Annotated in this window: 1 protein-coding gene (running past one end of the window); it reads left to right on the forward strand. The window is 70.1% G+C overall.

Translation table 11 applies throughout. The features are described 5' to 3' along the window. On the forward strand, positions 1 to 18,161 hold the 5' portion of the coding sequence (locus tag ACGH2B_RS00975) for a hypothetical protein (protein WP_399082478.1). The gene runs 25,615 nt beyond the window's last position; only the first 18,161 of its 43,776 coding nucleotides appear in the window; the start codon lies at positions 1 to 3; the stop codon falls past the right edge of the window.

The following is an 18,161-nucleotide window of genomic DNA, read 5'->3' on the forward strand; positions in this document are numbered from 1 at the left end:
ATGTACGAACCCGATCCGACTGTCACCGACAGCATCTACGCCCTCGGCAACGCGTGGATCGCATTCAGCGACCAGATGTGGGAGGACATGACGGCCATGGACGCGGCCGTCCATGGGATGCAGTGGAGCGGCGACGCCAACAACGTCGTCCAGGACGCCTGGAACACCCTGCACAACGCGCGCATGCAGGTGGCCGTGGACGAGGCCCGGAACATCGGCAACAAGATCAACGCCTTCGGTGACTACATCAAGAATCTGCAGGCGGAGGAGTTGCACGCCGCAGAGATGGAGTCGATCAAGGCACTGCTCGAGTTCATCCTGCCCACCATCGGCGCGGTCACCCTGGCGGTGCTGCTGCCGCTGGAGACGATCGTCGCGGCGCTGACCTCGGTGCTCGAGGCCATGGGCGCGGTCATCGAGGGCGCCGCCGCGGCGGCGGTCTTCGCCGCGGGCGTCGCCACCGACATCGCCATCCAGGCCGCTGCCCAGCTCGGCTTCGACATGGCCGCGCAGGCCCTCGGCTCGGCCGTCACCCACACCCCGATGCCCGACTTCGGGAGCGCCGACTGGTGGAAGGGCGAGGCCGTCAACATGGGCCTCGCCGGCGGCGGGGCCCTCCTCGGCCCGGGCATCAAGGGCATCGGGATGGCGAAGAAGGGCCTCAGCGACCTGACCACCGGTGGCGCGCCGGTCGAAGGTCCCAAGATCAACGCCCCTCAGACCGGTGCGCCCACCGGCGGTGGAGTCGGGGGCACGCCCGTCACCGGCCTGCCCGACAGCCCCCACCCGTTGACGGTCAACGCACCCGACGGCGGGATCGCGCCGGGCGGCGGCACTACCGGGCCGGCCCTCGGCCCGGGGAACACGGTCGCCCCGCCGAACGGCGTGACGCCCTCCGGCAAGCCGGTGACCAGCGGCCCGGAGGGGCCGAAGAACGTGACCGGCGCGCCCAACGGGACCGTCGGCGGCGGCAAGGTCCCGGGCGGCCCGGGGTCCCCCACCCCGACCAGCGGACGACCCGACGGCTCCGCCCCCGGCACCACCGGGCCCAAGAACACGACGGGCTCCCCGGACCCGACGCTCACGTCCAAGGCGCCCGCCCCGAACGAACACCCCACGACCACGCCCGCGTCCACCCCCGCCTCCAGGCCGCCCGTCTCGAACGAGCACACCCCGAACACCGCCACGACGAACAAGCACACCCCGGACAGCCAGGGGCAGTCGCCGACGCAGACCACCCCGACCAAGGCGAACGAGACCCCCCACTCCCCCGAGAGCCCCAAGACGTCGGAGACGTCCGGCCAGGCTCCCGAGCAGTCCGCGAAGGGCGGGGAGAACAACACGGGCGCCGGCGAGCAGGGCACCCAGCAGAAGCACAACGGCGCCGAGAATGTGCCGGTCAAGGCCAACGGGAACGAGTCCGTCCCGACGGGGGGCCAGCCCCAGAAGGTCACCCACGAGACGTCGGCGCCCCAGCAGGCGAAGACGGAACACGCCGGCGGGAGCCCCAAGACCGATCACGCCCCCGGGAACAAGACCGAGGGCACCGGCGGCAACGCCCCGAAGGCGGAGAACACCGGCACCGCCAAGCCCGAGAACGTCAGCGCCAACAAGCCCGAGAACACCGGCACGAAGACGGACCACGCCAACGCCACCAAGAACGAGTCCGCCGTGACGAACAAGGCGGACACCAGCAACACCGGTGGCACGAAGACGGATCACGCCAACACCACCACCAAGAACGAGCCCACCGGGCAGGGCGAGAAGCAGAGCCAGGGCGCGGCCACGACGAAGAACGAGACCTCCGGCGCCTCCACGAAGAACGAGACCACCGCCCCGGGCGAGAAGCCGAAGAACGAGGCCACCGGCGCAGGCGAGAAGCAGCAGAACCAGGGCCCGGCCACCAAGAACGACCAGCCGGCGAAGGAATCGGCCGTCACGAAGGACGCGTCGAAGGAATCCGCCGTCACGAAGGACGCCGAGAAGACGTCCGCCACCACCAAGAAGGCCCAGGGCGAGACGTCGACGACGAAGACCTCGTCGAAGAACGCCACCGCGGACAAGACCGGCGAGCACACGTCGGCCAAGGGCGAAACGGAGACTCACGCCTCCGCGAAGGACGAGCACAGCACCAGCTCCGCGTCCTCCGAGAAGAACACCGGCACGGACCACGAGGCCGGCGCCAAGGGCGACACCACCTCCGAAAGCACCCCGCACCAGCAGCCCGTCAAGGCCGAGGAACACACCCCGCACACCCAGGAACAGCAGCGTCCCGAGACCTCCCATCCCAACGCGGCGAAGGAGCAGGCGGGGACGCCGTCCGCGCTCAAGAAGGCCGGCAGGCAGGCCGAGTGGGAGGCACACAGCAATGCGGTGAAGAAAGAGTTCTCCGACAAGCTCACCGCGGTGGAGAAGAAGGCGGCCGACAGGCCGAAGACCGCGGAGCAGCTCAAGGATCTGGTGTCAAAGGGTCTCGAACGCGACCTGACGAACATCCGGGACAAGTTCACCAAGACCACTCAGACGTCCAAAGCCCTGCGTGGCCTGGACAGCACCGAGCGACAGACCGTCTTCGACACCGTCGTGCAGGACCTGCGGGCCAAACACGAGAAAATCTTCGGCAAGCTCCACGCCAAGGGCGACGCGACCGCGACGCAGATCGCCAAGGCCGAGCGCGAGTGGCAGCGTGAGCTGAAGCGGATGGGCCGCACCTTCCGCGGGCGCGCCATGCAGTACAAGCTGGAGAAAGAGTTCGCGCACCAGATCGACGGCCTCGTGGAGAAGGCCGCACGCGAGTGGCGCAACCTCGACCAGGAGTTCGCCGAAGCCGCCCTCAAGGAGTACCGCCAGAGCCTGGAGCACGCGGCGCAGAGCGCCCACGGGCCGCTGAAGACGGAGCCGCACTACATGGTCCCCGACGCACGGGACCGTTTCACCGGCCTGGCCGAGGACGTCAAGGACGGAATCTTCGACCGCACGCTCCGGAAGACTCTCTTCGAAGATGCGCTGGGCAAGACGTACGCGGACATCGACAGCAAGATCGCCGCGGTGGCGGAGACCGGCAGCGGGTGGTCCCACAGCGAGCTGAAGGCGATCGGGGACCGCTACCACGCGGGGGCCCGTAACCACTTCTCAGGCATGGTCGACGAGGCCGGTGCCGAGACGCTGTCGAAGAAGCTGCTGTCGTCCAAGCTCAGCAGCGCGGAGATCAAGGCGGCCGAGGACCGGGCGCTCAGGAAGTGGGGCCGCGAGCACGACACCATCGTCGGGCAGTTGGAAGCCGAGCTGAAGGCCACCGAGGACGTCCGGCAGTTCGTCTCGGAACTGCCGGATGCCCTCGGCAAGTCGCTCCGCAACGACGCCTTCCAAGACCTGCCCCACGGGACCGCCGGCCGACCGGAGCACACCGCCAGCGTCCACGCCTCCCTCAAGAACGACGCCGAGCGTCTGCTCGCCGACATCAAGAACAAGCCCGTGGGCGCCGAGGCGTCCGGCATCTCCGCGGAGGCCGCGTCCGGCCTGTCCAAGCTGGATCACAGCATTCCCGAGCGTTACCGGTTCGAGGCCAAGGTCCACGACCTGTGGAACCCGCGCGACCCCATGGCGTCACCGCACTCGCCGCAGCCGAAGGGCACCTTCGACGGTCCGGTCGGGGAATGGGGACCGAACGGCGCCAAGGCCCCCGAGCCGCACACCCGGCCCGCATTCGACGGCCCCGTCGAGGAATGGGGACCGAACACCCCCTTTACACCGCACTCGAAGGCCCCGCAGGACCTCGGCGCCCAGAGCGACTGGGTGAAGTCCCGACTGAACGACCGCGCGAAGGACATGGTGGACTACGTCCGCAAGGGCCTTCGCACCGACGGCTACTCCGCCGTACGCACCAACGGCGCGCTGAGCGAGCTGGACAAGTCCTTCCAGGACCTGCGGAGCTCGGCGCACGACCTGGCGCAGTCCGCCGAGATGCTGCCGAAGGTGGCCTCCGACGCCGAGCGGGAGTGGCGCGACCTCATCGGGGGGCGGGGCGACATGGACCCCGTCCTGCTGGACCAGCTCAAGGCGGAGTTCCAGCACAAGTGGATGTCCGGTTTCGACGAGATCCACGCGGACGGTCATCTGCGCGGTGCCAGTTGGACTCCCGCGGTCCCGAGGGAACCGTACAAGCACCCTGGCCTGGCAGCACAGCACACCACGGCCAAGGCCCAGCTCGTCAGCCACTACCAGCAGGTCCTGGACGTTGCGGAGGAGCGCAACATCCATCTGCTGAAGATCGCCGACGAAGTGAAGCAGGCCGCCACCTTCTGGGAGGTGTCCCAGCAGCGGTTCGTGGCCGGCAAGAAGTACTGGGACGTGTCCCAGCAGCGGTTCGTGGCCGGCAAGAAGTACATGGACGTGGGCTCCTTCCGGAGGGCGGAGTACCGGAACAACCACCGTGAGCTGCTCGGGCTCCCCTCCAAGTACGAGCTGACCCCGGCGGAGATCAAGACCGTCGTGGAAGAGGTCACGGCTGATCTCCAGGCCGAGTTCAAGAAGCTCATCGAGGCCCCCATACCCGGCAAGGGCACCGCCGGGAAGCAGCAGCCCCTGTACGAAGCCTGGCGGGACATCCACAAGAAGCACCTCGACGGCCTCGCGGAGCGCTTCGACAAGGTCCACGGCGGGCAGGGCGACCCGCACAGCACGCAGGCGTTCGACGACCACCTGGCCGGTCCGGCGTATAAGGACAAGCCGCTCCCCCACGATCTCGTCGGTCTCGTCAAGTCCAAGTACACCGAGGACTTCCAGGCGAAGCTGGACGCCGCTGACGGTGCGGAGCTGACGCCGGCCGACCTTCATGAACTGGGTGACCCCGCCGATCGCCTCAACTTCGCGAAGCAGGTGGCGAAGTACACCGACGAGGTCATGGCGTACCACGACGCAAACGTCACCGGGCCTGGTTCGCACATCGGCAACGACGATGTCCTCCGCGGCACCAGCCGGGAGGGCTGGCATCAGACCGTCCAGAGTCAGCTCCTGGACACCTACAAGGAGATGCGGCAGCTCACCGCCGACGGGATCGGACACCAACAGGCCGTCGACCAGGTGCTGCACGCCAGTGCGAACCGGTTGCGGGAGCACATCCGGGTGCAGCAGGAGGTGCTCGCGGACATCGAGGCGAAGCTGGAGGACGCCGCCGACTGGCACGACATCACCGTGTACGACGCGCCCTTCGCCAAGGCGCTCGACAGTCTCAAGAAGGACCTCGGCGCCGGGGTGAACGACGCGTTCGCGAACCTCCCCAAGGAGAAGGGGGCATGGCTCACCGCCCTTGACGAGGCGGAGCGCCGGAGCCGGAACACCGTCGCCCAGATGGTGGACGAGAAGGCCCTCGCCAACCGGGTCAAGTACCACCTGGAGCTCGACGAGCAGATCGCGAAGACCCGTAAGGCCATCGAGAACGACCTGCTGGGCGACTATGACGAGGCCACCCTGGACCGCGTCGCGGACGAGCTGGCGAAGAAGCTGGAGCAGGCGGCCGAGAAGCACCTCGGCGACATGCGCACCGGCAAGTCGATGATGCTCGGCGGGGAGCTGGACCCCGCGTTCCGCGAGTGGCGCAACGAAGCCGACACTCTCTTCGCCGACCGCTACACCTACCTCGACCGCGACGCCTTCCGGCAGGCGGCGACCTTCGAGGCGGGCGAGGTCTACGCGTCCAAGTTCGGCAACAACTTGGCGAACACTGACCCGGTCCCCGCCGAGGGGTGGCACGGCACCGCCGATGTGGCGGACGCCTTCCGCAACGACTGGGTCGCCCTGGACGACTACTTCCGTAACCCCACCGCCGACGACCTCGCCTCGTGGCTGACGACGGAGAAGAACACCTCCGACGCGTTCCTGCAGGGCACCGAGAAGTTCCGTGCCAACCGGCTGAAGACCGCGGAGGGGGTCACCTCCGGGCCGGGCGGAGCGGGCGGCCCCGGCGCGTCGCGGGACGGTGGTGCCGTCCAGGAGACCACGCAGCACTCCCTTGGGCAGGAGAAGCTCCAGCAGGAGAAGCTTCCGGACCACACCGCCGAGCAGAAGCACACGCAGGACACCGCGCAGCAGACCACCTCGGAGCAGATGACTCCAGGGCAGGCCCAGAAGCAGGAACAGCTCCAGCCGCAGACCCAGGTGGAGAAGCAGCTCCCGTACGAGGAGCAGGCTCCGAAGCCGCAGCAGCAGGTCGAGGTGGAGCAGCTCCCTGTCCAGGAGCAGATCCACGCGCCGCAGCAGGTCCACGGGGCGCCGTCCCTCACGCAGCAGGACGGGGTCGGCGCTACCGGTGCGCAGAAGAGCGTGCCGGACACCGCCGCGCAGCAGTCCGCGGAGCAGGACGCGCCCGTCCGGCGTCCCGCCTTCCTGCGTGCCGAGGGCTTCCACTCCCAGCTCGAAACCGGTGTGACGGACCACGGTTTCCGGGACACCTCCGCCGCCCGGCAACTCCTGCGGGAGTTCACCGACCACTTCGTCCACGCCGTCGAGCAGGACCACGCGACCGACGTCCAGGCCGCCGAAGCCGCCGCGAAGGCGACCCGCGAGGAGTGGGAGCGGCGGTACGCCGACTGGCGGCAGCGGCAGAACCTCCGGTACGAGTTCCGCTCCGTACTGAAGCAGGGCCCGCTCACGCCCCGGCCCGGTGTGATCCGCCACCTGCTGTGGAGCAATGACCTCGGCGGCCACCAGGCGCACTGGGACGACCGGGCCCGGAACTGGTACGACAGCAAGCTGGACCGGCTGGAGCAGCAGTACATCGAGACGCGCCTCACGCAGATCTCCGAGGAGGGGACGCAGCAGCCGTCGCCCGAGCTGACCCGGCAGTACCGGGCCAGGGCGCTGCATCTGACCGATCACGCCGTGGTAATGGGGGGACTGGCCCACGATCTGAAGCAGTTCTTCGGTGACTCCACCTTCTCGCTGCACGGGATCTCCCCCCGCGGCGAGACCGCCGACTGGTACACCGCCGAGGTCGCGAACCTCAGGGCGGAGGCCCTCGAAGCGCTGGAGCAGAACCCCCGTACGCTGCCGGCGGTGAAGGAGCGGTACGCACGGCAGACCGCCCTGTTGCAGGAGAGCGCCCAGCTCCGGGAGAACCCCGGACAGCTCGGGGAGGAGGACGGCTTCACCCCCGTCCCCTCGTACGCCGGTTCCGACGACTGGCGCGTGGCGGCGATGCACGCCGCCGAGCAGCGGCTGCGGGCGAAGTACACCGGCCTCCTCGACGAGGCCGCTCAGGACGCCGCGGCTGCCGCACAGGCTCCGGAGACCGCCAAGCCCCAGGCGCAGGAGGAGCACCCGCCGTCTCCGCAGGAGGGCACGGAATGGTCCGACGCCCGGGCGAAGGCACTGCGGGAGGGCAGCGCCGCGTTCGACCGCGCCGTGCGGTCCTGGCGCGAGGCCCTGACCACCGGTGAGCGCACCGGCTCGGCCTTCACCCTCGACGACGAGCTGACCGAGCTGGTCGCGAAGGAGGAGTGGGCGCGCTTCGCGCAGCAGCTCGATGCCCAGGTCCTCGCGGTGTTCGCGACGGAGCATCACGCGCAGGGCCCGGTGCTGTCCGATAAGGAGCAACTCGCTGCCGAGCACGTGGCCGAGCTGGCCGGGAAACTACCCGCCGCCCTGGATCTGCGGGCCTTCAAGGCGTCCGAGTTCGCGCGCGCCGACCGGCAGTTCGACGCCTTGCGGGAGGATGTCACCACACATCTGACGGACCATCACAAGGCGCTGTTGACGGCGTTCGACGTCCAGGAGCACGTCCTGTCCCCGGCGTCGGCGGAGCGGGTCCGCAAGCGGATGCACGCCGCGTTGAACACCGCCTTCGCCCATCACGAGGCGGCCGTGCACGGCGACACCCCCGAAGCGACGGCGGAGTGGCAGCAGGCATACGACGGCGTACTGGCCCATCTCCCCGACTGGACGGCCACGGCGCTGGCACGGGAAGCCTCCGTCGCCCGGGCGTTGAAGGGGGTCGATGCCGCGGCCGAGGCGTTGCACCAGCCGTCGGGCCCGGCACAGGAGTTCTTCGCCCACATCCCCGAGTCCGTACGGCAGGCGCTGCTGCCGACCGCTGCGGGACTGGTGAAGCTGGACGTCGCGGCCGCTGTCGGCGCCACGTTCGACGCGGCTTTCGGCCATGGCTGGAGCAAGGCCGCCGTCGCCGGGTGGGAGGCCCGGTACGCGGCGCAGTTGGCACCGGAGAAGGTCCGGACACGGTTGGCGTCCACCGTCGCCGAATGGTCCGTGCTGATGGGTGCCCCCGAGGTCTTCGCCGGGCAACTCGCGGAGTGGCAGGCCCTCTCCCCGGAGAACACGCTGTCGCCGGAGGCGATCAAGCGGGCCGCCCACGCCTTCCGCGGGCGTCTCATGGAGGCGTTCCACTCCTCCTTCTCCCGGTCGTCCTCGTTCGAGCAACTGATCGGCGGTCTCCCGGACTGGCAGCGCCGGTCCGAACGGCTGCGGGACAGGCTCGCCGAGCACCTGGACTTCGAGGCGAACACCCCGGACGCGCTCCAGGCCGCGGCCGAGGCGTACGGAAAGCTCGCCGACGGCCGGGAGATCGACGAGACCGCTCTCGCCCGCCTCGCGGAAGGGCACCGGCAGGATTTCTTCGAGGTCTACCGCGCGCTGTGGGCGCCGCATGACCTCTCCGCGTTCTGGCTGAACGCCCACGAGAAGGCCCGGCAGGCGTCCGCCACCAAGACGCCGGCGCCGGAGACCTCGCCGCAGTCGGCGCAGGTCACCCAGCAGCAGACGCCGCAGGAGACGCCCACGCAGCAGCCCACCACCGTGCAGCTCACCTCCGAGCCGCTCACCCAGGCCGCATCCGGCGCGGCCGTGGAGGCCGCCGAGGACAGCACCGCCGCCCTCCTCCGTGCCGAGCAGGAGAAGAAGGCCGCCGAGCAGGAGGTCGTCTCGGCGCTGGCGGCGTACGACGCCCTGGTCGACGCCGCCCGGAAGTCCGAGGGCACGTCCGAAGGCGCCACGGCGGGCCTGGAGCAGGCCCGCGAGCGGATCGACCGGGCACAGGACGAGCTGAACCGGACCACGCAGGCGCTGGACGCCGTGCAGCGGCAGCCGAAGCTGACGTCCTCCGGTCTCACCTCGCTGTACGGACCGGCGGGCATGCTCAGCATGCCCCAGGCGCAGTCGTCCGGAGACCTCCTGCCGGACGGCGGGGCCACGACGGACAACGTCACCGCGTGGGCACCGGAACAGATCGCGTACGAGATGTGGTCGGTGCTGAGCGGGCAGCGGTCCGCCGACGACGACCAGGCGGCGCTGGGGCACCTGCTGCGGGAGCTGCTGGCCACCGTCCCCGTACCGGTCGACATCTACGCCACCGACGACTTCGACCGCGTCTTCTTCGAGCTGCTCGGCAAGACCCTGCCCACCGCGGTGGCCGAGGCCCAGGCCGCCGGCGCGCTGGAGCCTGCCGTGGCGATGGAGGTTCTGGCGCACTTCTACGGCCCGCGGGAGGCGGGCGAGGAGTGGGACATCGACCTGCGGCACATCGCCGAAGGCGTGCAGACCTCCGCCCTTCCGCAGGTGCAGGCCTTCGCGCTCCAGCTCCGGTTCCGGCGTGAGAACGGTCCGGCCGAGGAGGCGCTGTCCCCGCTCACCGGCCTCGCCGGCGATCCGCGCAAGGTGCGGGCGGTCGAGGATGCCTTCACACACCTCACCGGTGAGCAGCTCACGGACGTGAAGACCCTCTCCGACGACGAGGTGGCCGCCCCCAGGCACCACACCCAGGGCGCCGCGCTGTCCCTGCCCGCCACGGGCCGCACGATCGGGGCGTGGCTGCGCAACACCGGCGCGGTCGAGCGTGAGCAGCAGCTCTCCGACGCCTTCGGCATCACGATCGGCCCCGAGGAGGAGGGCGGCCCGCACTTCAGCCACTCGATGCTGGACCGCATCGAGAAGGTGCTGAACGGCCTGCCCGAGGAGGACCTCAAGGGCAACCCGTGGCTGGGTTCCCTGGTGCACGACGTCAGCGGCAACGCCACCAGCTCCTACGTCCTCGCCAAGCGGCACATCCGGCTCAGCCGTCCGTTCCGGATGCCGTCCTGGCTGTACACGGAGCTGGGCCGGGAGGGTGCCCTCCAGCGGTGGCTGATGGACACCGTCGCGCTGGGCGGCTACCCGGAGCTGAGCTACTCCGAGGTCCTGGGGCTGCGGGGCCCGCGCCGCCATGTGATGGGCGGCGTCTCCGACGTGCTGGCCCAGGGCAATCTCGTCGAGTGGACGCTGCGGCACGAGATCGGCCACGCGGTGGAGACACGGCTCAACTGGAAGTCCACGGACTCCGGGAAGGACATGTTCGGCGGCTGGCGGACCCACCAGGGCCCCAAGGCGCTCCGTGAACTCGCCGGGACGTACCTCAAGGCCGTGGGCGTCGGCACCGACCACCCGGCGCACGACGAGCTGGTCGCGGGCGTGGCGGAGCACATCAAGCCGCGGGGGGAGGACCTGGCCCCCGACCCGCAGCAGGTCGCGGCGATGCCGTCGAAGCTGGCCGGCGACGACGCGGACCTGTCGGCGAAGCTGACGGAGCTGGCCGAGCGGGTCGCGGTGGCGCTGAACCACCCGTGGACGCTGGACGACGGCGGCGTCTCGTTCGCGATCGACGGACGTATCCACCAGATCGACAAGTACACCGGCAACTGGATCAGCTACCTCGCCTCGGCCCGCGAGCACGCGGTGTCCAACTACCAGTTCTCCCACCCCGAGGAGTGGTTCGCCGAGGCGTACGCGGCCCACCACGACCCGCGGACGGTCAACCCGCCGTCCGCGCGGCTGCACCCGGACGTGCAGGCGTGGTTCGCGCAGCACTCCCCCAACGAGGTGGCGATCCACGAGGTGGACACCACCGACATGCATCTGACGACGATGGACGGCTCCCGCGTCGGATTCTCCGAACTCAACAGCCTGCCCATCTTCATGGCGGGCGCTCCCGCCGGCCGGGCCTACCACACCGACGAGGACCTGCGCGAACGCTCCCGGACACTCCACGACCTCGACCCGAAGAACCGGCACTTCGCGCAGTTCGACCCGAAGAAGCCGAAGACGGTGTCGCTGGCCACCCGCGGCCTCGCACCGTGGCAGGCGGGCGATCAGCTCTATCTGGCGCTGCTGCACGGCAATCAGAGCTGGCTGAAGGTCCCGGTCGGCGACAAGTACGTTCAGGCCACGGCGGAAGCGGTCGGCGACATGCTCCGCAGGCGCCCCAGCATCCGGAACCTCAAGCCTGACGCCTGGATCGTGCTGGCCGCCTGCGAGGCGGGAGCCGTGGACAAGGACGGCAGGTCGATCGCGCAGACGATCGCCGACAAGACCGGTCTGCGGGTCGCGGCCCCCAGCACGGTGATCGCGCCGACGTCGGGGACGAAGGAATTCAGTTTCCTCCTCTATCCGGACGCCCAGGGCAAGCCCGGTGAGTTCCGCGCGTTCTACCCCGCGCAGTGGTCGGCCACCGCGCAGAGCGGCACCGGCTCGCAGCAGCCCGTCGACGTACTCGCCGCGCTCGACCGCTTCGTCGATGTGGGGACGCCGGTGACGCAGTCGGCGCAGGACCCCCACCAGGGGGAGCCTCTTCCCGAGGAGGACCAGCAGCCCACCTCCACCAGCATTCTCGAAGAGCCGCCGGCCCGGTCCACGGCCCCGCTCCCTTCCGAGGCAGACACCGAGAGCGACGAAGAGGTTACGGAGAGCGCGAACCAGGCGCTCGTGAAGAGGGAGCGGTTCCAGCTCGCCTACGCCGTTCGTTCCGGTTCCCTGCCGAAGGTGATCGCGGAGATCGCCGACGAGCTGACGGAGGCCGGAGCGGGTTCCGCCGCGATGGTGCTGACGTACAGCGGCAGCGACATGCACGAGCTGTTCCTCGGCAACGTCGACGGCTCGGTCTTCTGGACCTCCAAGGGGGAGAACGTCCGGTACTCCACCGACCAACTGCCGCCCCTCGACGCGTCCCTCATCGCCAGCATCGACCTGAAGGCCGACGGCACCCTGCGCAACCCCTCCCCCGACCTGCTCGCCCTGGACGACAAGGCGGACGACTTCTCCGGCCTGCGGTCCGGGATCATCGGAAAGCTCACCGAGCTGCCCACCGCATCGCACGTCGCCGACGTGCCGGAGCAGGTCACCGAACCCACCGGGACGGCGGAGCAGGAACAGCAGGCCACCCTCGACGTCGAAGACATTCCCGGCACGGCGTCCCAGATGGACGGTGACGTGCCGCCGCCCGCCCGGCTCCCCCGGAGCTTCGCGCAGGACAAGCGGTTCCCGATGGGGCTGTTCGTCACCCCGGTCTCCCTGGCCGGGATCCGGTTCGACGCCCAGCCGCAGCCGCACGACCCGGCGAAGGAGGCCGCGCACGCCACAGGCAGGCTGCGGGGCCTGGACACGTACGACACGCCCGCCGACGCCATCGCCGGCCTGCTGCCGGCGGACGCGCCCCTCAGCCTGCCGGGGGCCGTACGCGCGGAGATCCACCGGCTGGTGGATCTCCACCGTCCGCGCGGCTTCGTACAGCGGCTGCTGGGCGCCGGGCTGACGCTGAAGCTGAAGGCCGGGGGCCGCGAGTACGAGATCCATGTCGCGCTGCGCGATGTCGACCGCGAGAAGGCGACGGTGGTCGAGGACGACTACCAGCCGTTCAGCCAGTGGGTCCAGCCGCCCACGCAGAAGAACATCGGCAACCAGGAGGCGTACCGCCAGGCGTTCAGCTCCCGCAGCATGGGCCATTCGTCGGACAACTCCGTCAGCATCGGTGACTCCGGCAAGGCCCTCGCGGCGGCGGTGGGCATCTCCCCGCAGTTCAGCGCCAAGTTCAAGTCCTCGTCCGGCGAGAGCAGCACCGCCCAGGACCTGATGTACGCCAACCCGTCGGTGGGCCTGGACGGGAAGCTGACGTACTTCTCCCTCCCCGACGTCTCGCTGCGGGTCCGCACCACGCCGCGCGGCGGGAAGACGACCGTGTCCGCCGAGTCGGGCGATCTCGTCGTCGCCGTCCCGACCCAACTGACCACGGAGGCGGCGAACACGCCGAGCACTCCCTGGCAGAGCGAGAAGCTGCCGGAGGGCGTGTCGGAGACCGTCCACACCCAGCTCAACGAAGAGTTGCTGCGCGCCCTGCCGGTCGCGCAGGAGATCGGTGGCCTCGAAGACGCCCACGACGCGCTGCATCGCGCGTTCCTGGAGGCCGGCCCCGGCACGGACCTGCACGAGTACGTGCACAACCGGCTCAGCGAGATGACCGTCATGGCGGACTTCACGCGGATCATGGGCGGGGAGACCAAGCTGCCGGCGTTCCGGATGGCGAACGGCGAGACCCTGGCGCTGTCCCTGCGCGGCTTCCTTCTCTCCGCCGAGCAGACGGGCGACGCCACGGACGTCCCCACGACCATCAACGCCCGCAAGCTGGCGCTGCGCGGCGGCACCTCCTCCGCCGGCAGCAGCCGTGCGCTCACCGCCGGTGTCGCACTGGCACCGAACACCCAGGGCGCGACGCTCAGCGGCAAGAGCGCGATCAGCGTCGAGGCGAGCGCCACCTCGGGGAGTTCCACGTCCTACGACGTCGGCGGCGGCCACTGGCAGACGCTGCGGTTCCACGGCGACACCGTGCCGTTCGAGCTGGTCGTCCGGCTCGACATGGTCTCCGAGGAGTACTCCGGGGCGCCCGAGAAGGCCCCCATTTCCCGGGAGCACTCCGCGGACGTCCGGGTCGTGGTGCGCGTCCCCAAGCAGTTGGCCGAAGGCTTCCGCAAGGGGCTCGACCGGATCATCTCCGCGGCGAAGGGGCAGTCCGCCGCCGCGTCCCCCCAGCGGACCGCCCCGCTCACCCAGGACTCCACCGTCGGCGCACCGGCCACCGCGCCGGCCGAGGAGCAGACGGAGCAGTACGAGCCGCCGGCGGAGCTGAACCGGCCGACCGGGCCGCTCGGCATCTTCGCGCCCGCCGGGGTCTCCGGCGCCGGAGGCGTGCGCGGCGCGATGCTGCGCGCGCTCCGGACGGCGGAGAAGCGTGCCGGTATCCCCTCATGGAACCCGGAGGAGATGCGGGAGCGGTCCACCTTCCTGGACACCTACTTCCACCCCGAGTCGCTGAACAGCCAGCAGACGGATCTGTTCTCGGACAGCGGCATCTCCCACACGCAGACCCGGCAGCTCGCCGACAACTCGGTGGAGGTCGTGGTCTACCAACTGCGGGGCAGGCGGGTCCCCGTCCCCGTGGACGCCAAGCTCGTGGAGAACCTCGGGTTCGACCACCAGCCCGCCGCGATGTACAACGTCGGCACCTCCGCGTCCAGCGGCGCCGGCATCGGCGTGAACATCTCCGCCACCGCGAACCTGGGCTCGACCGCCACGGGCGGCTACGCGGCCGGCGCGACCGCGGCACGTACGGACGCCCGGAACCAGACGCGCTCGTACTACACCTACCGGCTGGACGGGCACATGCTGCCGCCGTCCGAAGAGAACAAGAACGTGCTGTACACCTTCAAGACGGAGCTGACGCCGTCCGTCACGGTGTACCGCCTGAAGCCGCAGGGCGTGATCAACCGGGCCGAGCGGGCACTGGCCCGTACCTGGGCGAAGTGGGACGGCAGTTACGTCCCGACCGCTACCGAGCCCCAGAGCCACACCGAGCCGCCGCTCACCGGCGAGGGACGTTGGGTGGCCCCCCTCCGGACCCCTCAGGAGCAAACCGCCCCGGCGCCGACCGAGCCCGTCCTGGAGCACGGGGACGATGCCCGTACGCTCGTCCAGCGCGACCGGATCATCGACGTCCTGGGCGTCTCCCAGGTGCGGGAGCACGTCGCCAAGGTGCTGTACGAGCAGCTTGGGGTGCCGAGGGCGCTGGCGGAGCTGCAGGTGCAGTCGCTGGTCTCCGCCGACCAGCTCATCGCCGTGCTGAACACCGCGTCGCACTCGACGGCCGGCGGGTTCTTCCTCGACGGGACGTTCACCGACAAGCGGTTCCGGCTGGCGCTCCAGGCGGAGGTCTCCGACATCACGCAGTCCGGCGACGGCCCGGTGCTGCTGAACACGATGAACGCCCATGAGAACTCGACCGGGTTCGTCAGCACGCACTCGGTGACGACCAGCAATCCCTTCCGCAACCACAGCCACACCGTCAGCCTGACCGGCGGCTCGGGCGCCCTGGCCTTCGGCGGCTCCTACACCGCCGCGGTGACCGACAGCCGCGAACGCGGCCACTCCCACATCCGGAACATCAACCCGGGCCACTTCGTGATCCGCGAAAACGTGCCGCTCTCCCTCCGGAAGGCAAAGGTCACCTGGAAGGTCACGGTCGTCCGGGAGGACCACAACCAAGCGGGCACCTGGAAGCAGGAGCGCGTCACCACCGCGCGGAACACGGTCACGGACACCACGCAGGAGCAGGCGCGGCCCGTGGGCGAGCCACTGGTGATCGAGGACGGTATCCGCTTCCTGCGCCAGCACCACCCGGCGACCGCCGAGCCGCAGACGTCCGGCTCCGGCACGGCCACGGCCCCCACCGCCACACCCGCCGTCCCGGAGAAGCTGCGCTCGCACGACCTGCCGCTGACCACCGTCACCGACACGCTGCGGCCGGCGCAGGGCGACGCCCAGGCGCTGCACACGCAGATCATGAGCGAGCTGAACGCGCTTTTGGAGAAGCACGCGCCCGGCAGCCGGAACGCGCTGTGGGACCTCCACGCCCCGGGCACCAGCCTGACCAACTGCCTGGACATCCTGCTCGACCCGCACTCGCTGATCAGCATGACCGACGCCCTGCGCGGCTCGGGCGTCGTCCTGCACCCGTCGTCCTCGCGCGGCTTCCTCCACGAGCACCAGTCGGCGATCGTGCTGCGTCTCAAGCGTGGCGCCGTCGCGTCGCGGAAGGGCACGCCCTTCGAGGGCACGGTGAGCAAGTACACCCAGTCCAACGTCCGTTCGGAGGTGGCGTACAAGAAGTCGCAGGGCAAGAGCCACAAGTTCGGACTGAACCTCTCCGAGTCCCTGCTCTCCCTCACCCGCGGCCGGTCGACGGCGCAGAAGGCCACGCACAGCGTGGCCACGCGCCGCCACGACGCCCTCACCCTCAGCGGGCCGCTGGTCGCCTTCACGGTGGAGGACGTGCTGGAGATATCCGTGCTGGACACCGTCCGCCTCTCCCCGCTCGCCGCGCCCCTCCGTCCGCTGGCCGCGCTCGCCCAGCCCGAGACGTACCGTCCGGAGGTCCGCAAGGTCCGGCTGACCGAGGAAGTGGTGGTCGCGGTCTCGGAGCTGGAGGATCTGCCGACCGCCACGGAAGACGCCGGCCGCACGCCGCGGCCCGCCCCGGCCGTCACCCAGCAGTTCCCCGCCTCCCGGCGCCCCGAGACCGACCACTCCATCAGCGCCGAGGACCTGGCGCTGAAGCACGCGGTGCTCCAGATGAACCCGGAGGCGGTGGGCGCGCTCTTCGACGCGTTCCTCGACAACGCGGTCAACGTTGGCCCGCTGGCCAACCTCGCGGGACGCGGCAAGCCCGCGCAGGACGTGCTCCGCAAGATCGTCAACTCCAACGTGCTCAACCATCACCTGGTCGAGCACGGCATGACGGGCATCCCCGTCGAGGTCCCGGTCGACCTGCTGACGGTCGACGAATTCCTCGCGGACACGATCGGCCGGATCTCCCTGTCGATCCTCCCGGTCGAGGCCGGCACCTTCCGCGGTGCCCGCCCGGTGACCGTCGAGCGCAGCGACTACGGCTCCCAGCACAACGGCTTCTCGACGACCCGGAGCCTGAGCACCGCCGTCGGCGCCTCCGCCGAACCGGGACACACCTGGCCCCACCAGCAGAGCGGCAACGCCAGCGGCGGCCTGGCCCACTCGCAGTCCCGGAGTGTGGCCAACGGCAGCGGCGGCTGGAACATGCACCAGGTCGAGGGCACGGCGATGGAGACCCCTCTCCACGACTTCGGCCGCTTCGCCGGGCGGGTGCGCATCACGATCGAGACCAGCAACGCGCTCGGCGCCCTGATCTGGGGCGGCAAGACCTACGACGCCACCTTCCTCGTCGATGACCTGCTGCAGATCGGCCTGACCCCGGTCGGCATGCTGCGCAACCTCGGCGACCTCGGCGGAACGAACAAGCACGCCATCCGCACACCGTCCGGCTGGTACGTGCCGCCGCGCCACGCGACGGGCCCGGAGGACGAGCTGCTGCTCCAGCTCCTCCACGCCGAGCAGGTGGACGCCGAGGAGTCCACCCTGACCTGGCAGGTCGAGCCTGTTGAGCACACCGGCGAGAACGTCACGGCCGCCAACGCCGACGACGTCGTCGCCTTCGGCACCGTCCTGACCCGCGACGAGTTCGTCGCCACCTACGTCCGGCCGGAGCTGGACCGCGACCCGCTCACCCGCGGCCACCAGGTCAGTTGGGGCGCCACGGTCAACGGCCTCGTGCAGCTCACGGCCGCCGCCCCGCCGGTGGTGTCGGAGGGGTCCGCGCGCCACGGCGAGGAGCAGCACACCGAACAGCACGACGCGAAGGTCCAGACCGACCCCGTCCTGAATCCCGAACCGCAGGAGAGTGCCACACACGAGGAAGCGGCCCAGCAGGAAGCACACCCGTCCGAGAAGCAGCTTTCCCCCAGCCCGTGGCCCGAACTGCGAGTGGACGACCAGCAGGCTTCGGCGCTGACGCAGGAGGAACTCAAGCCCCTCCCTGTGACGGCCGACGGTGACTGCTTCTTCCAAGCGATCAAGACCACCCTCCTCGCACACGGCCGGCAGGGCGAGCTGGACCGGTTCGCCGCCATGGAGGTGCGCCAGGAGCTCAAGGCGGCACTCGCCGACATGCTCGCCGGGGATGACCTGCGGTTCTGGCAGCAACTGACGGCGCCGCTCTCCGACTTCTACCGGGATGCCCGCCAGGAGGAGCCTCGGCTCACGCCGTCCGCCTCGGACCAACTGCTCGTGGAGCTGCTCAAGGACTACCTCGAACAGCACCCGGAGGGCTCCGACGGCGAGCTGAGGGAGGAGCTGCGCGAGAACGTGGCGGGCGGGTCCCTCAACATCGCCACCTGGCGCGAGGCCCTGAAGGGCTCCGGGGCCGACAAGAAGCTCGAGGAGTTCATCGCCGCCCCGGGTCACTACGACTCCGTCGCCGGCGA

Source organism: Streptomyces sp. BBFR2, assembly GCF_044497305.1.
GTDB lineage: Bacteria > Actinomycetota > Actinomycetes > Streptomycetales > Streptomycetaceae > Streptomyces.